The following is a 16,511-nucleotide window of genomic DNA, read 5'->3' as shown; positions in this document are numbered from 1 at the left end:
CGGGGTCGCGAGTTCGAGTCTCGTTTCCCGCTCCAAATTCTTATCTCTACACATATCCACAGTGAACGGCTGCTCGTGGTGCGTCTCTTTTCGTTCCTGATATATTCTTGTAAACAGAGTTATCCACAGACTGCGTATTTGTCTTCTGCGTTTAAAACGCTTCGCAGAGTGAATGATATTTTTATATCCCGCTGAAATATAAGAAATAAATAACATCTTAAATTGTTAAGCGGATCGCTTGACGATTTTTTCGTGCTTGAATAGCAATGTGTTTTTAATTTTATGCACAGGCTGTGGACGACTTATGCGTCCCGTGGAAGCCCTTTTTCAATGGCTCTGACCAGACGTTTCTGCTGCGGGAGTTGCACCTCGACTGCACTGGCATTTCGCTTTGCGATCTGCTGCGCGATCGCCCACTGGATGTGTTCATCGAGAAGTGGGTGCTCACCCCGGCGGTTTTCCAGCGCACAGAGCACGTCTTCACGCCAGGGCGCGTTGCCAAGGGCGACCGCGATATTCCGTAACCAGCGCAGGTGACCAATGCGCCGGATAGCTGAACCTTCGGTGATTTTCAAAAAGCGAGCTTCGTCCCAACTGAAGAGTTCAATTAGCGCCGGCGCGTGCAGTTGTTGGCGTGGGCTGAAATCCGCTTCGTCCGTTAATTGTGAATATCGGTTCCACGGACAGATGAGCTGACAGTCGTCGCAGCCGTAAATCCGGTTGCCCATTAAGGGACGCAAGTCTTCGGGAATGGCGCCTTCGAGTTCAATTGTAAGGTAAGAAATACAGCGGCGGGCATCTACCGTATAAGGGGCGACAATCGCGCCAGTTGGGCAGGTCGTCATGCAGGCGACGCACTTTCCGCATCCGTCTTCAACGGCGTGGTCCACGGGCAGCGGGAGATCGATTAACAATTCACCCAGAAAGAAAAACGACCCCGCTTCCCGGTTGAGGATAAGTGAGTGCTTACCTGTCCACCCCAGACCCGCTTTTTCCGCCAACGGTCGCTCCAGAATGGGCGCAGAGTCAACAAAAGGTCTAAAATTCAGCGAGACACAATGCTGCTGAATCCTCTCACCCAGTTTTTTTAGTCGGTTACGCAATAGCTTATGGTAGTCGCGCCCCAGCGCGTAGCGGCTAACGTAACCCAGGTCAGGATTTTTCAGCGTGCTGGCAAACGCAGCCCTGGCGGGAAGATAGTTCATACGCACGCTAATAACGCGCAGCGTACCAGGCAACAGCTCATGAGGGCGCGCGCGCATCATGCCGTGGCGCGCCATCCAGTCCATCTCGCCGTGGTACTGTTTGTCCAGCCATGCCTGCAGTTTGGGTTCGGCTTCGCTGAGATCAGTATCGGTAATACCTACCTGCTGAAAGCCCAGTTCCAGCCCCCACTGCTTAATTTTTTGCGCTAACTGATTGAGATCGAGGGGCTCTGACATGACGGACCATACCATAAAGAAAAACCCCGTAAGTATACCACACTCCCTCTGGCCCGCCGACGACATCAGAGGACTGGAGCAAGAGGCTGCTGATACGCTTGGGTTGACGTTGTTTGAACTGATGTTGCGTGCCGGAGAAGCGGCGTTTGACGTCGCGCGTGAAAGCTGGCCTTATGCCCGCCACTGGTTGGTGCTGTGTGGTCACGGGAATAACGGCGGCGACGGGTATGTGGTGGCGAGGCTGGCGAAAGCGGCGGGCATTAATGTCACGTTGCTGGCTCAGGAGAGCGAAAAGCCGCTGCCGGAAGAGGCCGAACAGGCGCGGGAAGCCTGGCTGAACGCGGGGGGAATTATTCATGCGCCGGAGATTATCTGGCCGGAAAAAGTGGACCTCATTGTTGATGCTTTGCTCGGCACCGGGTTAACCCAGGCGCCCCGTGAACCGATCGCCGCACTCATTGCACAGGCCAACGCCCATCCCGCGCCGGTTCTGGCGGTTGATATCCCGTCCGGGCTGCTGGCGCAAACGGGCGCAACGCCGGGCGCGGTAATCGATGCCGATCGCACCGTCACCTTTATCGCGCTGAAGCCGGGCTTGTTGACCGGAAAGGCCCGCGATGTGGTGGGCGAACTGCATTTTAACGCGCTGGGTCTGGAAGAGTGGTTAGCAGGTCAGGCGTCGCCGATCCGGCGCGTTGACGCTTCGCTGCTCGCGCAATGGCTGGCGCCGCGTCGTCCTACCTCTCATAAGGGCGATCATGGTCGCCTGGCGATCGTTGGCGGCGATCATGGCACCGCGGGCGCCATTCGCATGGCCGGAGAAGCGGCGTTGCGTACCGGCGCCGGACTGGTGCGGGTGCTGACCCGCAGGGAGAATATCGCGCCGTTGTTGACGGCTCGCCCGGAATTAATGGTTTATGAGCTGACGCCGCAGACGCTGGATGAGAGCCTCGAATGGGCGGATGTCGTGGCGATTGGCCCTGGGCTCGGTCAGGCGGAATGGGGCAAAAAAGCGCTGCAGAAGGTCGAGAATTTTCGCAAACCAATGCTCTGGGATGCCGATGCGCTGAACCTGCTGGCAATCAACCCCGATAAACGTCACAATCGCGTCATCACGCCGCATCCGGGAGAAGCCGCGCGGTTACTGGGTTGCTCTGTCGCAGAAATTGAAAGCGATCGCTTACTTTCTGCGCAGCGTCTGGTAAAACGTTATGGAGGCGTTGCGGTGTTGAAAGGCGCGGGAACGGTGGTTGCCGCGGAGCCGAATGCGTTGGGAATAATTGATGCCGGAAATGCAGGAATGGCCAGCGGCGGTATGGGGGATGTGCTCTCCGGGATCATTGCCGCATTGCTTGGACAGAAGCTTACCCCGTATGATGCAGCCTGTGCGGGCTGTGTTGCCCACGGCGCGGCGGCAGATGTTCTGGCAGCACGTTTTGGCATGCGCGGCATGCTGGCAACCGATCTTTTTTCCACGCTACAGCGTATTGTTAACCCAGATGTGATTGACGTTTATCATGATGAATCGAGTAATTCCGCTACCTGACGAACAGGCCACGTTAGACCTGGGGCTGCGGGTCGCCCACGCCTGCGACGGCGCGACCGTTATCTATTTGTTCGGGGATTTAGGCGCGGGTAAAACCACCTTTAGCCGCGGGTTCCTGCAGGCGTTAGGTCATGCCGGTAATGTAAAAAGCCCAACGTATACGCTGGTCGAACCCTATGCGCTCGATAACCTGATGGTTTATCACTTCGATCTGTATCGCCTCGCCGATCCGGAAGAACTGGAATTTATGGGGATCCGGGATTATTTTGCCAACGACGCCATTTGTCTGGTGGAGTGGCCGCAGCAGGGGAAAGGTGTATTGCCGGACCCGGATATTGAAATCCATTTAGAGTATAAGGCGCAAGGCCGTGAGGCGCGAATTAGCGCCGTTTCCTCCTCCGGGGAAGCGCTGATTGCGCGTTTAGCCGGTTAACCTTAAAGGTGGCGGGATGATGTATCGCATCAGAAAGTGGCTGGCGGCAACGCTGGTGTTACTGTGCGCGCAGGCTGGCGCGGCCAGTTTGTCCGATATTCAGGTTTCAAACGGTGAACAGCAGGCGCGGATTACGCTGAGCTTTATCGGCGATCCGGATTACGCCTTTTCGCAGCAGGGTAAACGTACCGTCGCGCTGGATATTAAGCAAACCGGCGTGATTCAAGGGTTGCCGCTGCAGTTTAGCGGCAACAACCTGGTGAAAACGATACGTTCCGGCACGCCGCAGGATCCGCAGTCGCTGCGTCTGGTGGTCGATCTCACGGAAAACGGCAAGACTGAAGCGGTAAAACGGCAGAATGGCGGCAATTACACCGTCGTCTTTACGATCAACGCCGATGCGCCGCCGCCTCCGCCAGTGGTCGCAAAGCGGGTTGAACCGCCCGTGGTGACGCCACGCCCGAGCGAACCGGCGCGAAACCCGTTTAAATCCAGCAATGAGCGTACTACGGCCGTCACCAGCAGTCATACGATCACGCGCCCCGCCGCGCGTACGACGACCAGTAACGGCGACGAGGTGGTCATTGCCATCGACGCCGGGCACGGTGGGCAGGATCCAGGGGCGATTGGCCCCGGCGGCACGCGGGAGAAAAACGTGACCATCGCGGTGGCCCGCAAGCTGCGCACGCTACTGAATAACGATCCTATGTTTAAAGGCGTTCTCACCCGCGACGGCGACTATTTCATCTCGGTAATGGGCCGCTCCGATGTGGCGCGTAAGCAGAACGCCAATTTCCTGGTGTCGATTCACGCCGATGCCGCGCCAAACCGTAACGCCACCGGCGCGTCGGTGTGGGTGCTGTCTAACCGTCGCGCCAATAGCGAAATGGCGAACTGGCTGGAAGAGCATGAAAAACAATCCGAGCTGCTCGGCGGCGCGGGCGACGTACTGGCGAACAGTCAGTCCGACCCTTACTTAAGCCAGGCGGTTCTGGATTTGCAGTTCGGCCATTCCCAGCGCGTAGGGTATGATGTGGCAACAAATATGTTAGGCCAGCTCGAACGTATCGGGTCATTGCATAAGCGGCGTCCGGAGCATGCCAGCCTGGGGGTGCTACGATCGCCTGATATTCCGTCGGTGCTGGTTGAAACCGGATTTATCAGTAACCACAGCGAAGAACGGCTGCTCGCCAGCGATGCGTACCAACAGCAACTGGCCGAAGCGATTTACAAAGGACTGCGGAGTTACTTCCAGGCGCATCCCCTGCAGTCAGGTCCACAAGGGACACAAACCGCGAGCGCCGTTACGCCTGGCGAGTCGTTGATTAACTAAGGAATTGTCATGCCGATTCAGGTGCTACCGCCACAACTGGCGAACCAGATTGCCGCAGGCGAGGTGGTGGAAAGACCTGCGTCGGTGGTCAAAGAACTGGTGGAAAACAGCCTTGATGCGGGCGCAACGCGTATCGATATTGATATCGAACGCGGCGGCGCGAAGCTTATCCGTATTCGCGACAACGGCTGCGGCATCAGGAAAGACGAGCTGGCGCTGGCGCTGGCCCGTCATGCCACCAGTAAAATCGCCTCGCTCGACGATCTGGAAGCGATTATCAGCCTCGGTTTTCGTGGCGAAGCGCTGGCCAGCATCAGCTCAGTCTCCCGCCTGACGTTAACCTCCCGCACCGCCGATCAGCAGGAAGCCTGGCAAGCCTATGCTGAAGGGCGTGATATGGATGTGACGGTTAAACCCGCCGCGCATCCCGTAGGCACCACGCTGGAAGTGCTGGACCTGTTCTATAACACGCCCGCCCGTCGCAAGTTTATGCGCACCGAAAAAACCGAGTTTAATCATATTGATGAGATCATTCGCCGTATTGCACTGGCGCGTTTTGACGTGACCATCAATTTGTCGCACAACGGTAAAATGGTGCGCCAGTATCGCGCGGTGGCGAAAGACGGGCCGCAAGAGCGCCGTCTTGGCGCGATTTGCGGCGCGCCATTTCTTGAACAGGCGTTGACTATCGAGTGGCAGCATGGCGATCTCACCCTGCGCGGCTGGGTTGCCGATCCCCATCACACCACCACGGCGCTGGCAGAAATTCAGTACTGTTACGTGAATGGTCGTATGATGCGCGACCGGCTGATAAATCACGCTATTCGTCAGGCTTGTGAAGATAAGCTTGGCGCCGATCAGCAGCCGGCTTTCGTGCTTTATCTGGAAATAGACCCGCATCAGGTCGATGTGAACGTGCATCCAGCCAAGCATGAAGTCCGTTTTCATCAGTCGCGCCTGGTACATGATTTTATCTACCAGGGCGTGCTGAGCGTGCTGCAACAGCAGCTTGAGTCGCCGCTGCCGCTGGAGGGGGATGACGCTCCTGCGCCAAGACACGTGCCGGAAAACCGCGTGGCGGCAGGGCGTAACCATTTTGCCGAGCCTGCGCAGGCGCGCGAAACGACAGCGCCGCGTTATTCTTCTCCTGTTTCGCCTGCGAACGGCGGCGCGCGTCCGACGCAGGCCGGTTGGCCCCATGCTCAGCCGGGCTACCAGAAGCAACAAGGAGAGGTCTATCGCCAGCTCCTAAAGACGCCTGAACCGGTTCCCGCAGGCAAAACGCGCGCGCCGGAAACGGCGGTTTCCGCGTTATCCGGACACAGCCAGAGCTTTGGACGCGTGTTGACAATCGTTGGTCACGACTGCGCGTTGCTTGAGCGTGATGGGCAAATTCACCTGCTGGCGCTGCCGGTGGCGGAGCGTTGGCTACGTCAGGCGCAGCTGACGCCGGGCGAGGGAGAGGTTTGCGCGCAACCGCTGCTCATCCCGCTGCGCCTGAAAGTGACCGCTGAAGAAAAAGCGGCGCTGACAAACGCGCAAAACGCGCTGGCGAAATTGGGGATCGAATTTCAGTCAGATGCCCAGCATGTGACCGTTCGGGCGGTGCCTTTACCCTTACGCCAACAAAATTTACAAATCTTGATTCCTGAACTGATAGGCTACCTGACGCAGCAGTCAGCGCTCGAACCTGACAATATGGCGCAGTGGATTGCACGCAATTTAATGAGCGAACACGCGCAGTGGACCATGGCGCAGGCCATTACGCTGCTGGCTGACGTGGAGCGGCTTTGTCCGCAGCTTGTGAAGGCGCCGCCGGGTGGTCTGTTACAACCTGTTGATTTACATACGGCGATGAATGCCCTGAAACATGAGTGATACCCCTAAGGCGAGCCTGCCAAAGGCAATTTTTTTGATGGGGCCGACGGCCTCGGGCAAAACGGCGTTAGCGATTGAACTGCGTAAAGTTTTGCCAATAGAGTTGATTAGCGTTGACTCCGCCCTTATCTACAAGGGGATGGATATCGGTACGGCGAAGCCGGACGCGAAAGAGTTACAGGCGGCGCCGCACCGATTGTTAGACATTCTCGATCCGTTGCAGGCATATTCAGCCGCAGATTTCCGCCGCGATGCGCTGGCGGAGATGGCAGATATCACCGCAGCCGGACGAATTCCGCTGCTGGTGGGCGGAACCATGCTGTATTTCAAGGCGTTGCTGGAAGGGCTTTCGCCGCTGCCGTCGGCGGACCCGGAGGTCAGGGCCAGAATAGAGCAGCAGGCGGTAGAGCAGGGATGGGATGCGTTGCATCAGCAGCTTCAGGCGATTGACCCTGTCGCCGCTGCGCGTATTCATCCGAATGATCCGCAAAGGCTTTCCCGGGCACTGGAAGTTTTTTTCATTTCGGGTAAAACTTTAACGGAACTGACGCAAACGTCAGGTGATGCTTTACCGTACCAGGTGTATCAGTTCGCCATCGCCCCGGCGAGTCGTGAATTGCTGCATCAACGCATCGAGCAGCGTTTTCATCAGATGTTGGCTTCAGGTTTTGAAGCAGAAGTCCGGGCGCTATTTGCCCGTGGAGATTTGCATACGGATTTGCCTTCCATTCGTTGTGTGGGATATCGCCAGATGTGGTCGTACCTTGAAGGCGAAATTTCATACGATGAAATGGTTTATAGAGGTGTTTGCGCCACGAGACAGTTGGCGAAGCGTCAAATGACCTGGTTGCGCGGCTGGGATGGGGTGCGCTGGCTTGACAGCGAAAAACCTGAACAGGCGCTCAACGAAGTATTACAGGTTGTTGGTGCTATCGCGAACTGAATGTGTACAATTGAGACGTATCGTGCGCAATTTTTCAGAACCAAAAGGTTCAAAGTACAAAGCATATAAGGAAAAGAGAGAATGGCTAAGGGGCAATCTTTACAAGATCCGTTCCTGAACGCACTGCGTCGGGAACGTGTTCCAGTTTCTATTTATTTGGTGAATGGTATTAAACTGCAAGGTCAAATCGAGTCTTTTGATCAATTCGTGATCCTGTTGAAAAACACGGTCAGCCAGATGGTTTATAAGCACGCGATTTCTACTGTTGTCCCGTCTCGTCCGGTTTCTCATCACAGCAACAATACCGGTGGCGGTACCAGCAGCAACTATCATCACGGTAGCAACGCGCAGGGTTCTTCTGCGCCGCAGGACAGCGAAGAAACTGAATAACGTTTCTGGCTGTTTTACACACGGGGAGCCAGGTTATCTGCGTTCCCCGCTGATTTATATCGAGGGGTTGACGCTTGTTTGACCGTTATGACGCCGGTGAGCAGGCGGTACTGGTACACATCTATTTTTCGCAAGACAAAGATATGGAAGACCTCCAGGAGTTTGAATCTCTGGTGTCTTCCGCCGGTGTCGAAGCAATGCAGGTGATTACCGGTAGCCGTAAAGCACCGCACCCGAAGTACTTTGTAGGTGAAGGTAAGGCTGTTGAGATTGCGGAAGCCGTAAAAGCGACTGGCGCTGCCGTCGTGCTATTTGACCATGCATTAAGCCCGGCCCAGGAGCGTAACCTGGAACGTTTGTGCGAGTGTCGTGTTATCGACCGTACCGGTCTTATCTTGGATATTTTCGCTCAACGTGCGCGTACCCACGAGGGGAAACTGCAGGTTGAGCTGGCGCAGCTGCGCCATCTGGCTACGCGCCTTGTCCGTGGCTGGACCCACCTTGAAAGACAGAAAGGCGGGATTGGTTTGCGCGGTCCGGGTGAAACCCAGCTCGAAACCGACCGCCGTTTATTGCGTAATCGTATTTTGCAGATCCAGTCGCGCCTGGAAAAAGTTGAAAAGCAACGTGAGCAGGGGCGACAGTCGCGCATTAAAGCGGATGTCCCGACCGTCTCGCTGGTGGGATATACCAACGCCGGAAAATCTACCCTTTTCAACCAAATTACAGAAGCCCGGGTCTATGCGGCAGACCAACTGTTCGCAACCCTGGACCCCACGTTGCGCCGTATTGACGTCGCGGACGTAGGTGAAACCGTGCTGGCGGATACCGTAGGGTTTATCCGCCATCTTCCGCATGACCTGGTGGCGGCGTTCAAAGCCACCCTCCAGGAAACGCGTCAGGCCACGCTGTTGCTGCACGTTGTAGATGCTGCTGATGTGCGTGTGCAGGAGAACATCGACGCAGTGGATACGGTTCTCGAGGAGATCGATGCTCACGAGATCCCAACCCTGATGGTGATGAATAAAATCGATATGCTGGACGACTTCGAGCCGCGTATCGACAGGGACGAAGAGAACAAACCGATTCGTGTCTGGCTTTCCGCGCAGACAGGGATCGGAATACCACAGCTTTTTCAGGCTTTGACGGAACGGCTTTCCGGCGAGGTAGCGCAACATACGCTGCGTTTGCCGCCGCAGGAAGGGCGTCTGAGAAGTCGTTTTTATCAGCTTCAGGCAATAGAAAAAGAGTGGATGGAGGATGACGGCAGCATGAGCTTGCAGGTTCGCCTGCCGATCGTGGACTGGCGTCGCCTCTGTAAACAAGAACCTTCCCTGGCCGACTACGTTGTCTGACCGGGAGGAAAGGGCCTGAGGATTTTTGCCCAATACTCTGAGCATTTCGGGTTATACGACAAGCCACCTGGTGCGACGTTGTCATCACCTGGAACACAGTGGGTATATCACCGCATAACAAATATGGAGCACAAACATGGCGTGGAATCAGCCCGGTAATAACGGACAAGACCGCGACCCGTGGGGAAGCAGCAAACCAGGCGGCAACTCTGAGGGAAATGGAAACAAAGGTGGTCGCGAGCAGGGGCCACCTGATCTTGATGATATCTTCCGTAAGCTGAGCAAAAAGCTCGGTGGACTGGGTGGCGGTAAAGGTACCGGCTCCGGCGGCGGAAGCTCATCGCAAGGCCCGCGCCCGCATCTGGGCGGACGTGTCGTCACCATCGCGGCGGCAGCTATCGTCATTATCTGGGCGGCAAGCGGTTTCTACACCATTAAAGAAGCTGAACGCGGCGTTGTTACGCGCTTCGGTAAATTCAGTCATCTGGTTGAGCCGGGTCTGAACTGGAAACCGACGTTTATCGATGAGGTGACGCCGGTGAACGTGGAAGCGGTTCGCGAACTGGCGGCGTCCGGTGTGATGCTGACCTCTGACGAAAACGTCGTGCGCGTCGAGATGAACGTTCAGTACCGCATCACCGATCCGCAAAAATACCTGTTTAGCGTGACCAGCGCCGACGACAGTCTGCGTCAGGCGACCGACAGCGCCCTGCGCGGCGTTATCGGTAAATACACCATGGACCGTATTCTGACCGAAGGGCGTACCGTTATTCGTAGCGACACCCAGCGTGAACTGGAAGAGACGATCCGTCCGTACAACATGGGGATTACCCTGCTGGACGTCAACTTCCAGGCTGCTCGTCCGCCGGAAGAGGTGAAAGCCGCGTTTGATGACGCCATTGCCGCACGTGAAAACGAACAGCAATACATCCGTGAAGCGGAAGCGTACACCAACGAAGTTCAGCCGCGTGCGAACGGTCAGGCACAGCGTATTCTTGAAGAAGCGCGCGCTTACAAAACGCAAACCATTCTGGAAGCCCAGGGTGAAGTGGCGCGCTTCGCGAAAATCCTGCCGGAATATAAAGCCGCCCCTGAGATCACTCGCGAGCGTCTGTATATCGAGACGATGGAAAAAGTGTTGAGCCATACCCGTAAAGTGCTGGTCAACGACAAGGGCGGTAACCTGATGGTACTGCCGTTGGATCAGATGCTGAAAGGCGGCAACGCGCCGGCAACAAAACGCGACAGCGGTTCCGACCTGCTGCGCTTGCCGACTACGTCATCTTCCAGCAGTAGCGGAGCAAGCAACACCTCGTCCACCAGTCAGGGCGATATTATGGACCAACGCCGCGCTAACGCGCAGCGTAACGACTACCAGCGTCAGGGGGAATAACGATGCGTAAGTCAGTTATTGCGATTGTCATCATCGTGCTGGTAGTGCTCTATACCTCAGTCTTTGTAGTGAAAGAAGGCGAGCGTGGCATTAAGTTCCAGTTCAGCAGCGTCGTGCGCGATGACGATAAGAAACCGTTGATCTATGAACCGGGGCTGCACTTCAAGGTGCCGTTTATTCAGTCGGTGAAAATGCTGGATGCGCGTATCCAGACGATGGATAACCAGGCCGATCGTTTCGTCACGAAAGAGAAAAAAGACCTGATCGTCGACTCATACATCAAATGGCGTATCAGCGACTTCAGCCGTTACTTCCTGGCAACGGGCGGCGGCGATGTGTCGCAGGCGGAAGTGCTGTTGAAACGTAAGTTCTCTGACCGTCTGCGTTCTGAGATTGGTCGTCTGGATGTGAAAGACATCGTGACCGATTCCCGTGGTCGTCTGACTCTGGAAGTCCGTGACGCGCTGAACTCCGGTTCTGCGGGAACAGAAGACGAAGTGGCGACGCCAGCAGCGGATAACGCCATTGCTGAAGCCGCGGAGCGCGTTCAGGCTGAAACCAACGGCAATGTGCCGGTGATCAACCCGAACAGTATGGCTGCGTTAGGTATCGAAGTGGTGGACGTGCGTATCAAGCAGATCAACCTGCCGACCGAAGTGTCCGAAGCGATCTACAACCGTATGCGCGCTGAGCGTGAAGCGGTCGCCCGTCGTCATCGTTCACAGGGTCAGGAAGAAGCGGAAAAATTGCGCGCGGCTGCCGACTACGAAGTGACCAAAACGCTGGCGGAAGCTGAGCGTCAGGGGCGTATCCTGCGCGGTGAAGGCGACGCCGAAGCGGCGAAACTGTTTGCCGACGCGTTCAGCCAGGATCCTGACTTCTATGCCTTTATTCGTAGCCTGCGCGCTTACGAGAAGAGCTTCGAAGGAAATCAGGACGTCATGGTCATGAGCCCGGACAGCGATTTCTTCCGCTACATGAAGACACCGAATACCGCAACGCGATAAACTCAACGCGTTTGAGTTTTCAAACCACCGCTCTCTCCGGAAGCGGTGGTTTTCTTTTATAAGGAGCAGAAATGAACGAAACAATCTGGCTGGCGCTTGCCCTGGTGTTGGTGCTGGAAGGTTTAGGCCCGATGCTCTATCCGCGCGCGTGGAAGAAGATGATTTCCGCAATGACGCAACTGCCGGAAAATACGTTACGTCGTTTTGGCGGTGGACTTGTGGTTGCGGGCGTTGTGGTCTACTACATGTTGAGGAAAACGATTGGCTGATCAAAAAAGCGGCGAATTTAGCTGATTTTTGCATGCAAAAAGTGCTGTATATCTGAAAAAGCGATGGTAGAATCCATTTTTAAGCAAACGGTGATTTTGAAAAATGGGTAACAACGTCGTCGTACTGGGCACCCAATGGGGTGACGAAGGTAAAGGAAAGATCGTCGATCTTCTGACTGAACGGGCTAAATATGTTGTGCGCTACCAGGGTGGACACAACGCAGGCCATACTCTCGTAATCAACGGTGAAAAAACCGTCCTCCATCTTATTCCATCAGGCATTCTTCGTGAGAACGTAACCAGCATCATCGGTAACGGTGTTGTTCTGTCTCCTGCTGCGCTGATGAAAGAGATGAAAGGTCTGGAAGACCGTGGCATCCCTGTCCGTGAGCGTCTGCTCCTGTCTGAAGCGTGTCCGCTGATCCTCGATTACCACGTAGCGCTGGATAATGCGCGTGAGAAAGCGCGTGGCGCGAAAGCGATCGGGACGACCGGTCGTGGTATCGGACCGGCTTATGAAGACAAAGTGGCTCGTCGCGGTCTGCGCGTCGGCGACCTGTTCGACAAAGCTACCTTCGCTGAAAAACTGAAAGAAGTGATGGAATATCACAACTTCCAGCTGGTGAACTTCTACAAAGTCGAAGCCGTTGACTACCAGAAAGTGCTGGATGATGTGATGGCGATTGCCGACATCCTGACCTCTATGGTTGTCGATGTTTCCGATCTGCTGGACCAGGCGCGCAAGCGTGGCGATTTCGTCATGTTCGAAGGCGCGCAGGGTACGCTGCTGGATATCGACCACGGTACTTATCCGTACGTAACGTCCTCTAACACCACCGCGGGTGGCGTGGCGACCGGCTCTGGCCTGGGCCCACGTTATGTGGATTACGTTCTGGGTATCATCAAAGCTTACTCCACGCGCGTGGGGGCGGGTCCGTTCCCGACTGAGCTGTTTGATGAAACCGGCGAGTTCCTCTGCAAGCAGGGTAACGAATATGGCGCCACCACCGGACGTCGCCGTCGTACCGGCTGGCTGGACTCCGTCGCCGTGCGCCGTGCGGTGCAGATCAACTCACTGTCCGGCTTCTGCCTGACCAAACTGGACGTACTGGACGGTTTGAAAGAAGTGAAAATCTGCGTTGCTTACCGTATGCCGGATGGCCGTGAAGTGACGACGACGCCGCTGGCGGCTGACGACTGGGAAGGTATCGAGCCGATCTACGAAACCATGCCGGGTTGGTCTGAATCCACCTTTGGCGTGAAAGAACGTAGCGGTCTGCCGCAGGCGGCGCTCAATTACATTAAGCGTATTGAAGAACTGACCGGTGTGCCGATTGATATCATCTCTACCGGCCCGGACCGTACTGAGACCATGATTCTGCGTGACCCGTACGACGCATAATTAAGGTATAATGCCCGGTAGCGCTTTGCTGACCGGGCCTTGTAAGCCGGATAAGGCATTTTCGCCGCCATCCGGCTATGTACAATGCAATATCCTCGCTTTTTTCCTTCCCAAACTGAAATAAATTAGCGACCTGGCGAGTGGCTGGTTTATCATCAATAAATGAGTTGTATCCCGTTTTCCCCTTTTCCTTGAGGTTGATGTGCAGTTAACGAGTTTCACCGATTACGGATTACGTGCGCTAATCTATATGGCGTCGCTACCGGAAGGACGCATGACCAGTATTTCTGAGGTGACAGAAGTCTACGGCGTGTCCCGTAATCATATGGTCAAAATAATCAATCAACTTAGCCGGGCGGGCTTCATTACTGCTATCCGGGGAAAAAACGGCGGGATACGCCTGGGCAAAGCCGCGAATACTATCCGTATCGGCGACGTCGTGCGTGAACTCGAACCGTTGTCGCTGGTGAACTGTAGCAGCGAGTTTTGCCATATCACCCCTGCCTGTCGACTCAAACAGGCGCTTTCTAAGGCCGTGCAATGTTTTCTGACGGAACTGGACAACTACACGCTTGCCGATTTGGTTGAAGAAAATCAACCGCTTTATAAATTATTGCTGGTGGAGTGACGAAAATCTCCACCGGAGCTGACAATGGAGGAACCTCAATGTCACAAGATCCTTTCCAGGAACGCGAAGCTGAAAAGTACGCGAACCCTATCCCGAGCCGGGAATTTATCCTCGAACACTTAACAAAACGTGAAAAACCGGCCAACCGTGACGAGCTGGCCGCAGAACTGAATATTGAAGGCGAAGAGCAGCAGGAAGCCCTGCGTCGTCGCCTTCGCGCAATGGAGCGTGACGGCCAGTTGGTCTTCACCCGCCGCCAGTGCTATGCGCTGCCGGAACGTCTTGACCTGTTGAAAGGTACCGTTATCGGCCACCGTGATGGTTACGGCTTTCTGCGCGTCGAAGGGCGTAAAGACGATCTGTACCTCTCCAGCGAGCAGATGAAAACCTGCATTCATGGCGATCAGGTGCTGGCGCAGCCGCTGGGCGCGGATCGTAAAGGCCGCCGTGAAGCGCGTATCGTGCGCGTGCTGGTGCCGAAAACCAGCCAAATTGTGGGCCGCTACTTTACCGAAGCGGGCGTGGGTTTTGTCGTCCCTGACGACAGCCGCCTGAGTTTTGACATCCTTATTCCGCCGGAAGAGATCATGGGCGCGCGCATGGGCTTTGTGGTGGTGGTTGAACTCACTCAGCGTCCGACGCGTCGCACCAAAGCGGTGGGTAAAATCGTCGAAGTGCTGGGCGACAACATGGGCACCGGCATGGCGGTTGATATGGCGCTGCGCACCCATGAAATCCCCTATATCTGGCCACAGGCAGTCGAAAAGCAGGTTGCCGGGCTGAAAGAAGAGGTTCCGGAAGCGGCGAAAGCAGGGCGCGTTGACCTGCGTTCTCTGCCGCTGGTGACCATTGATGGCGAAGATGCCCGCGATTTTGATGATGCGGTTTATTGCGAGAAGAAGCGCGGCGGCGGCTGGCGTTTGTGGGTGGCGATTGCCGACGTGAGCTATTACGTGCGTCCGCCAACGCCGCTCGACCAGGAAGCGCGCAACCGCGGCACCTCCGTTTACTTCCCGTCGCAGGTTGTGCCAATGCTGCCGGAAGTGCTTTCCAACGGCCTGTGTTCTTTGAACCCGCAGGTGGACCGCCTGTGCATGGTCTGCGAAATGACCATCTCGAATAAAGGCCGTCTGACCGGTTACAAATTCTACGAAGCGGTGATGAGCTCTCATGCGCGTCTGACCTACACCAAGGTCTGGCATATGCTGCAAGGCGATCAGGACCTGCGCGAGCAGTACGCACCGTTGGTGAAGCATATCGAAGAACTGCACAATCTGTACAAGGTGCTGGAGAAAGCGCGTGAAGAACGTGGCGGTATCTCGTTTGAAAGCGAAGAAGCGAAGTTTATTTTTAACGCTGAACGTCGTATTGAACGAATCGAGCAAACCCAGCGTAACGACGCCCATAAGCTGATTGAAGAGTGCATGATTCTGGCGAACATCTCTGCGGCGCGGTTCGTTGAGAAAGCCAAAGAGCCTGCGCTGTTCCGCATCCACGACAAGCCAACCACAGAGGCGATCACCTCTTTCCGTTCCGTGTTGGCGGAGTTGGGACTCGAACTGCCGGGCGGAAACAAACCTGAACCGCGCGACTATGCGGAACTGCTGGAATCCGTTGCCGATCGTCCGGACGCGGAAATGCTGCAAACCATGCTGCTGCGTTCAATGAAACAGGCAATCTACGATCCGGAAAACCGTGGTCACTTTGGTCTGGCGCTGCAATCTTATGCCCACTTTACTTCGCCGATCCGCCGTTATCCGGATCTCTCGCTGCACCGCGCCATCAAATATCTGTTGGCGAAAGAGCAGGGGCATAAAGGTAACACCACTGAAACCGGCGGCTACCATTATTCGATGGAAGAGATGCTCCAGTTGGGCCAGCATTGTTCGATGGCTGAACGCCGCGCCGACGAAGCGACGCGCGACGTGGCCGACTGGCTGAAGTGCGACTTTATGCTCGATCAGGTGGGTAACGTCTTTAAAGGCGTGATTGCCAGCGTCACTGGCTTTGGCTTCTTTGTGCGTCTGGATGAACTGTTTATTGATGGTCTGGTACACGTCTCCTCGCTGGAAAACGACTACTATCGTTACGATCAGGTCGGGCAGCGTCTGACCGGCGAATCCAGCGGCCAGACTTACCGCCTGGGCGATCGCGTGGAAGTGCGCGTCGAAGCGGTCAATATGGATGAGCGTAAGATCGACTTTAGCCTGATCTCCAGCGAACGCGCGCCGCGCAACGTTGGCAAGACAGCGCGTGAGAAAGCGAAGAAAGGCGATGCCGGGAAAAAAACCAGCCGTCGTCGGCAGGTCGGCAAAAAAGTGAACTTTGAGCCAGACAGCGCATTCCGCGGTGAGAAGAAGACGAAGGCCAGGCCGTCAACGGCGAAAAAAGGCGATAAAAAAGCGAAAAAGCCTTCGGCAAAAACGCTGAAAATCGCCGCCGCTACTAAAGCTAAACGCGCGGCGAAGAAAAACGCCGCCGAATAATTGCGA

General features: G+C 55.7%; 14 protein-coding genes. 13 read left to right on the top strand and 1 reads right to left on the bottom strand.

Annotated features, from left to right (window positions below; translation table 11 throughout):
• Nucleotides 1-302: 302 nt before the first annotated feature.
• The gene (queG, locus tag APU02_RS19255) at nucleotides 303-1,442 is read right to left on the bottom strand and encodes a tRNA epoxyqueuosine(34) reductase QueG (RefSeq protein ID WP_060570947.1); all 1,140 of its coding nucleotides are present in this window, start codon (nucleotides 1,440-1,442) and stop codon (nucleotides 303-305) included.
• Here queG and nnr point away from each other — a divergent pair.
• The 13 genes from nnr to rnr all read left to right on the top strand — a co-directional run bounded on the left by nnr (nucleotide 1,441) and on the right by rnr (nucleotide 16,505).
• Nucleotides 1,441-2,988 (top strand): bifunctional ADP-dependent NAD(P)H-hydrate dehydratase/NAD(P)H-hydrate epimerase, encoded by a 1,548-nt coding sequence (gene nnr / locus APU02_RS19250; RefSeq protein WP_060570946.1) that lies wholly within the window; start codon nucleotides 1,441-1,443, stop codon nucleotides 2,986-2,988. The two genes, queG and nnr, sit on opposite strands and share 2 nt — an antisense overlap.
• Complete coding sequence (tsaE, locus tag APU02_RS19245; RefSeq protein WP_042289607.1) at nucleotides 2,960-3,421, top strand: tRNA (adenosine(37)-N6)-threonylcarbamoyltransferase complex ATPase subunit type 1 TsaE; 462 nt, start codon at nucleotides 2,960-2,962, stop codon at nucleotides 3,419-3,421. Before nnr ends, tsaE begins: the two co-directional genes overlap by 29 nt.
• Nucleotides 3,422-3,437: 16 nt before the next feature.
• Nucleotides 3,438-4,754, top strand: coding sequence for an N-acetylmuramoyl-L-alanine amidase AmiB (amiB, locus tag APU02_RS19240; RefSeq protein WP_060570945.1), 1,317 nt, complete (start codon nucleotides 3,438-3,440; stop codon nucleotides 4,752-4,754).
• Between the two features lie 9 nt (nucleotides 4,755-4,763).
• Nucleotides 4,764-6,632: a DNA mismatch repair endonuclease MutL gene (mutL, locus tag APU02_RS19235; RefSeq protein ID WP_060570944.1), complete on the top strand. Its 1,869-nt coding sequence runs from the start codon at nucleotides 4,764-4,766 to the stop codon at nucleotides 6,630-6,632.
• Nucleotides 6,625-7,575, top strand: coding sequence for a tRNA (adenosine(37)-N6)-dimethylallyltransferase MiaA (gene miaA, locus APU02_RS19230; RefSeq protein ID WP_060570943.1), 951 nt, complete (start codon nucleotides 6,625-6,627; stop codon nucleotides 7,573-7,575). The genes mutL and miaA overlap by 8 nt, the downstream gene beginning before the upstream one ends.
• A gap of 81 nt (nucleotides 7,576-7,656) precedes the next feature.
• Nucleotides 7,657-7,965: an RNA chaperone Hfq gene (gene hfq, locus APU02_RS19225; RefSeq protein WP_042289598.1), complete on the top strand. Its 309-nt coding sequence runs from the start codon at nucleotides 7,657-7,659 to the stop codon at nucleotides 7,963-7,965.
• A gap of 74 nt (nucleotides 7,966-8,039) precedes the next feature.
• A complete protein-coding gene (hflX, locus tag APU02_RS19220; protein WP_042289596.1) occupies nucleotides 8,040-9,320 on the top strand; it encodes a ribosome rescue GTPase HflX in 1,281 nt (426 codons plus the stop codon).
• Between the two features lie 136 nt (nucleotides 9,321-9,456).
• Nucleotides 9,457-10,713, top strand: a complete 1,257-nt coding sequence (hflK, locus tag APU02_RS19215) for an FtsH protease activity modulator HflK (RefSeq protein WP_042289593.1) — start codon at nucleotides 9,457-9,459, stop codon at nucleotides 10,711-10,713.
• 2 nt (nucleotides 10,714-10,715) lie between these two features.
• A complete protein-coding gene (hflC, locus tag APU02_RS19210) occupies nucleotides 10,716-11,720 on the top strand; it encodes a protease modulator HflC (protein ID WP_042289590.1) in 1,005 nt (334 codons plus the stop codon).
• A 71-nt stretch (nucleotides 11,721-11,791) separates the two neighbouring features.
• Nucleotides 11,792-11,989, top strand: a complete 198-nt coding sequence (locus APU02_RS19205) for a DUF2065 domain-containing protein (protein ID WP_042289588.1) — start codon at nucleotides 11,792-11,794, stop codon at nucleotides 11,987-11,989.
• A 103-nt stretch (nucleotides 11,990-12,092) separates the two neighbouring features.
• Entirely contained in the window at nucleotides 12,093-13,391 is a 1,299-nt protein-coding gene (purA, locus tag APU02_RS19200; RefSeq protein WP_042289586.1) for an adenylosuccinate synthase, read from the top strand.
• Between the two features lie 202 nt (nucleotides 13,392-13,593).
• A complete protein-coding gene (nsrR, locus tag APU02_RS19195) occupies nucleotides 13,594-14,019 on the top strand; it encodes a nitric oxide-sensing transcriptional repressor NsrR (RefSeq protein WP_042289582.1) in 426 nt (141 codons plus the stop codon).
• 38 nt (nucleotides 14,020-14,057) lie between these two features.
• Entirely contained in the window at nucleotides 14,058-16,505 is a 2,448-nt protein-coding gene (rnr, locus tag APU02_RS19190) for a ribonuclease R (protein ID WP_042289581.1), read from the top strand.
• The last annotated feature ends 6 nt before the right edge of the window (nucleotides 16,506-16,511 follow it).

The organism is Citrobacter sp. 50677481 (assembly GCF_001463265.1).
GTDB classification, from domain to species: Bacteria; Pseudomonadota; Gammaproteobacteria; order Enterobacterales; family Enterobacteriaceae; genus Citrobacter_A; species Citrobacter_A sedlakii.
This window is presented reverse-complemented; position numbering and strand designations above follow the sequence as displayed.

Coding starts and splice junctions, on each gene's coding strand:
- nnr (WP_060570946.1), top strand. CDS start 1,441: ATGACGGACCATACCATAAAGAAAAACCCCGTAAGTATACCACACTCC.
- queG (WP_060570947.1), bottom strand. CDS start 1,442: ATGTCAGAGCCCCTCGATCTCAATCAGTTAGCGCAAAAAATTAAGCAG.
- tsaE (WP_042289607.1), top strand. CDS start 2,960: ATGATGAATCGAGTAATTCCGCTACCTGACGAACAGGCCACGTTAGAC.
- amiB (WP_060570945.1), top strand. CDS start 3,438: ATGATGTATCGCATCAGAAAGTGGCTGGCGGCAACGCTGGTGTTACTG.
- mutL (WP_060570944.1), top strand. CDS start 4,764: ATGCCGATTCAGGTGCTACCGCCACAACTGGCGAACCAGATTGCCGCA.
- miaA (WP_060570943.1), top strand. CDS start 6,625: ATGAGTGATACCCCTAAGGCGAGCCTGCCAAAGGCAATTTTTTTGATG.
- hfq (WP_042289598.1), top strand. CDS start 7,657: ATGGCTAAGGGGCAATCTTTACAAGATCCGTTCCTGAACGCACTGCGT.
- hflK (WP_042289593.1), top strand. CDS start 9,457: ATGGCGTGGAATCAGCCCGGTAATAACGGACAAGACCGCGACCCGTGG.
- hflC (WP_042289590.1), top strand. CDS start 10,716: ATGCGTAAGTCAGTTATTGCGATTGTCATCATCGTGCTGGTAGTGCTC.
- APU02_RS19205 (WP_042289588.1), top strand. CDS start 11,792: ATGAACGAAACAATCTGGCTGGCGCTTGCCCTGGTGTTGGTGCTGGAA.
- purA (WP_042289586.1), top strand. CDS start 12,093: ATGGGTAACAACGTCGTCGTACTGGGCACCCAATGGGGTGACGAAGGT.
- rnr (WP_042289581.1), top strand. CDS start 14,058: ATGTCACAAGATCCTTTCCAGGAACGCGAAGCTGAAAAGTACGCGAAC.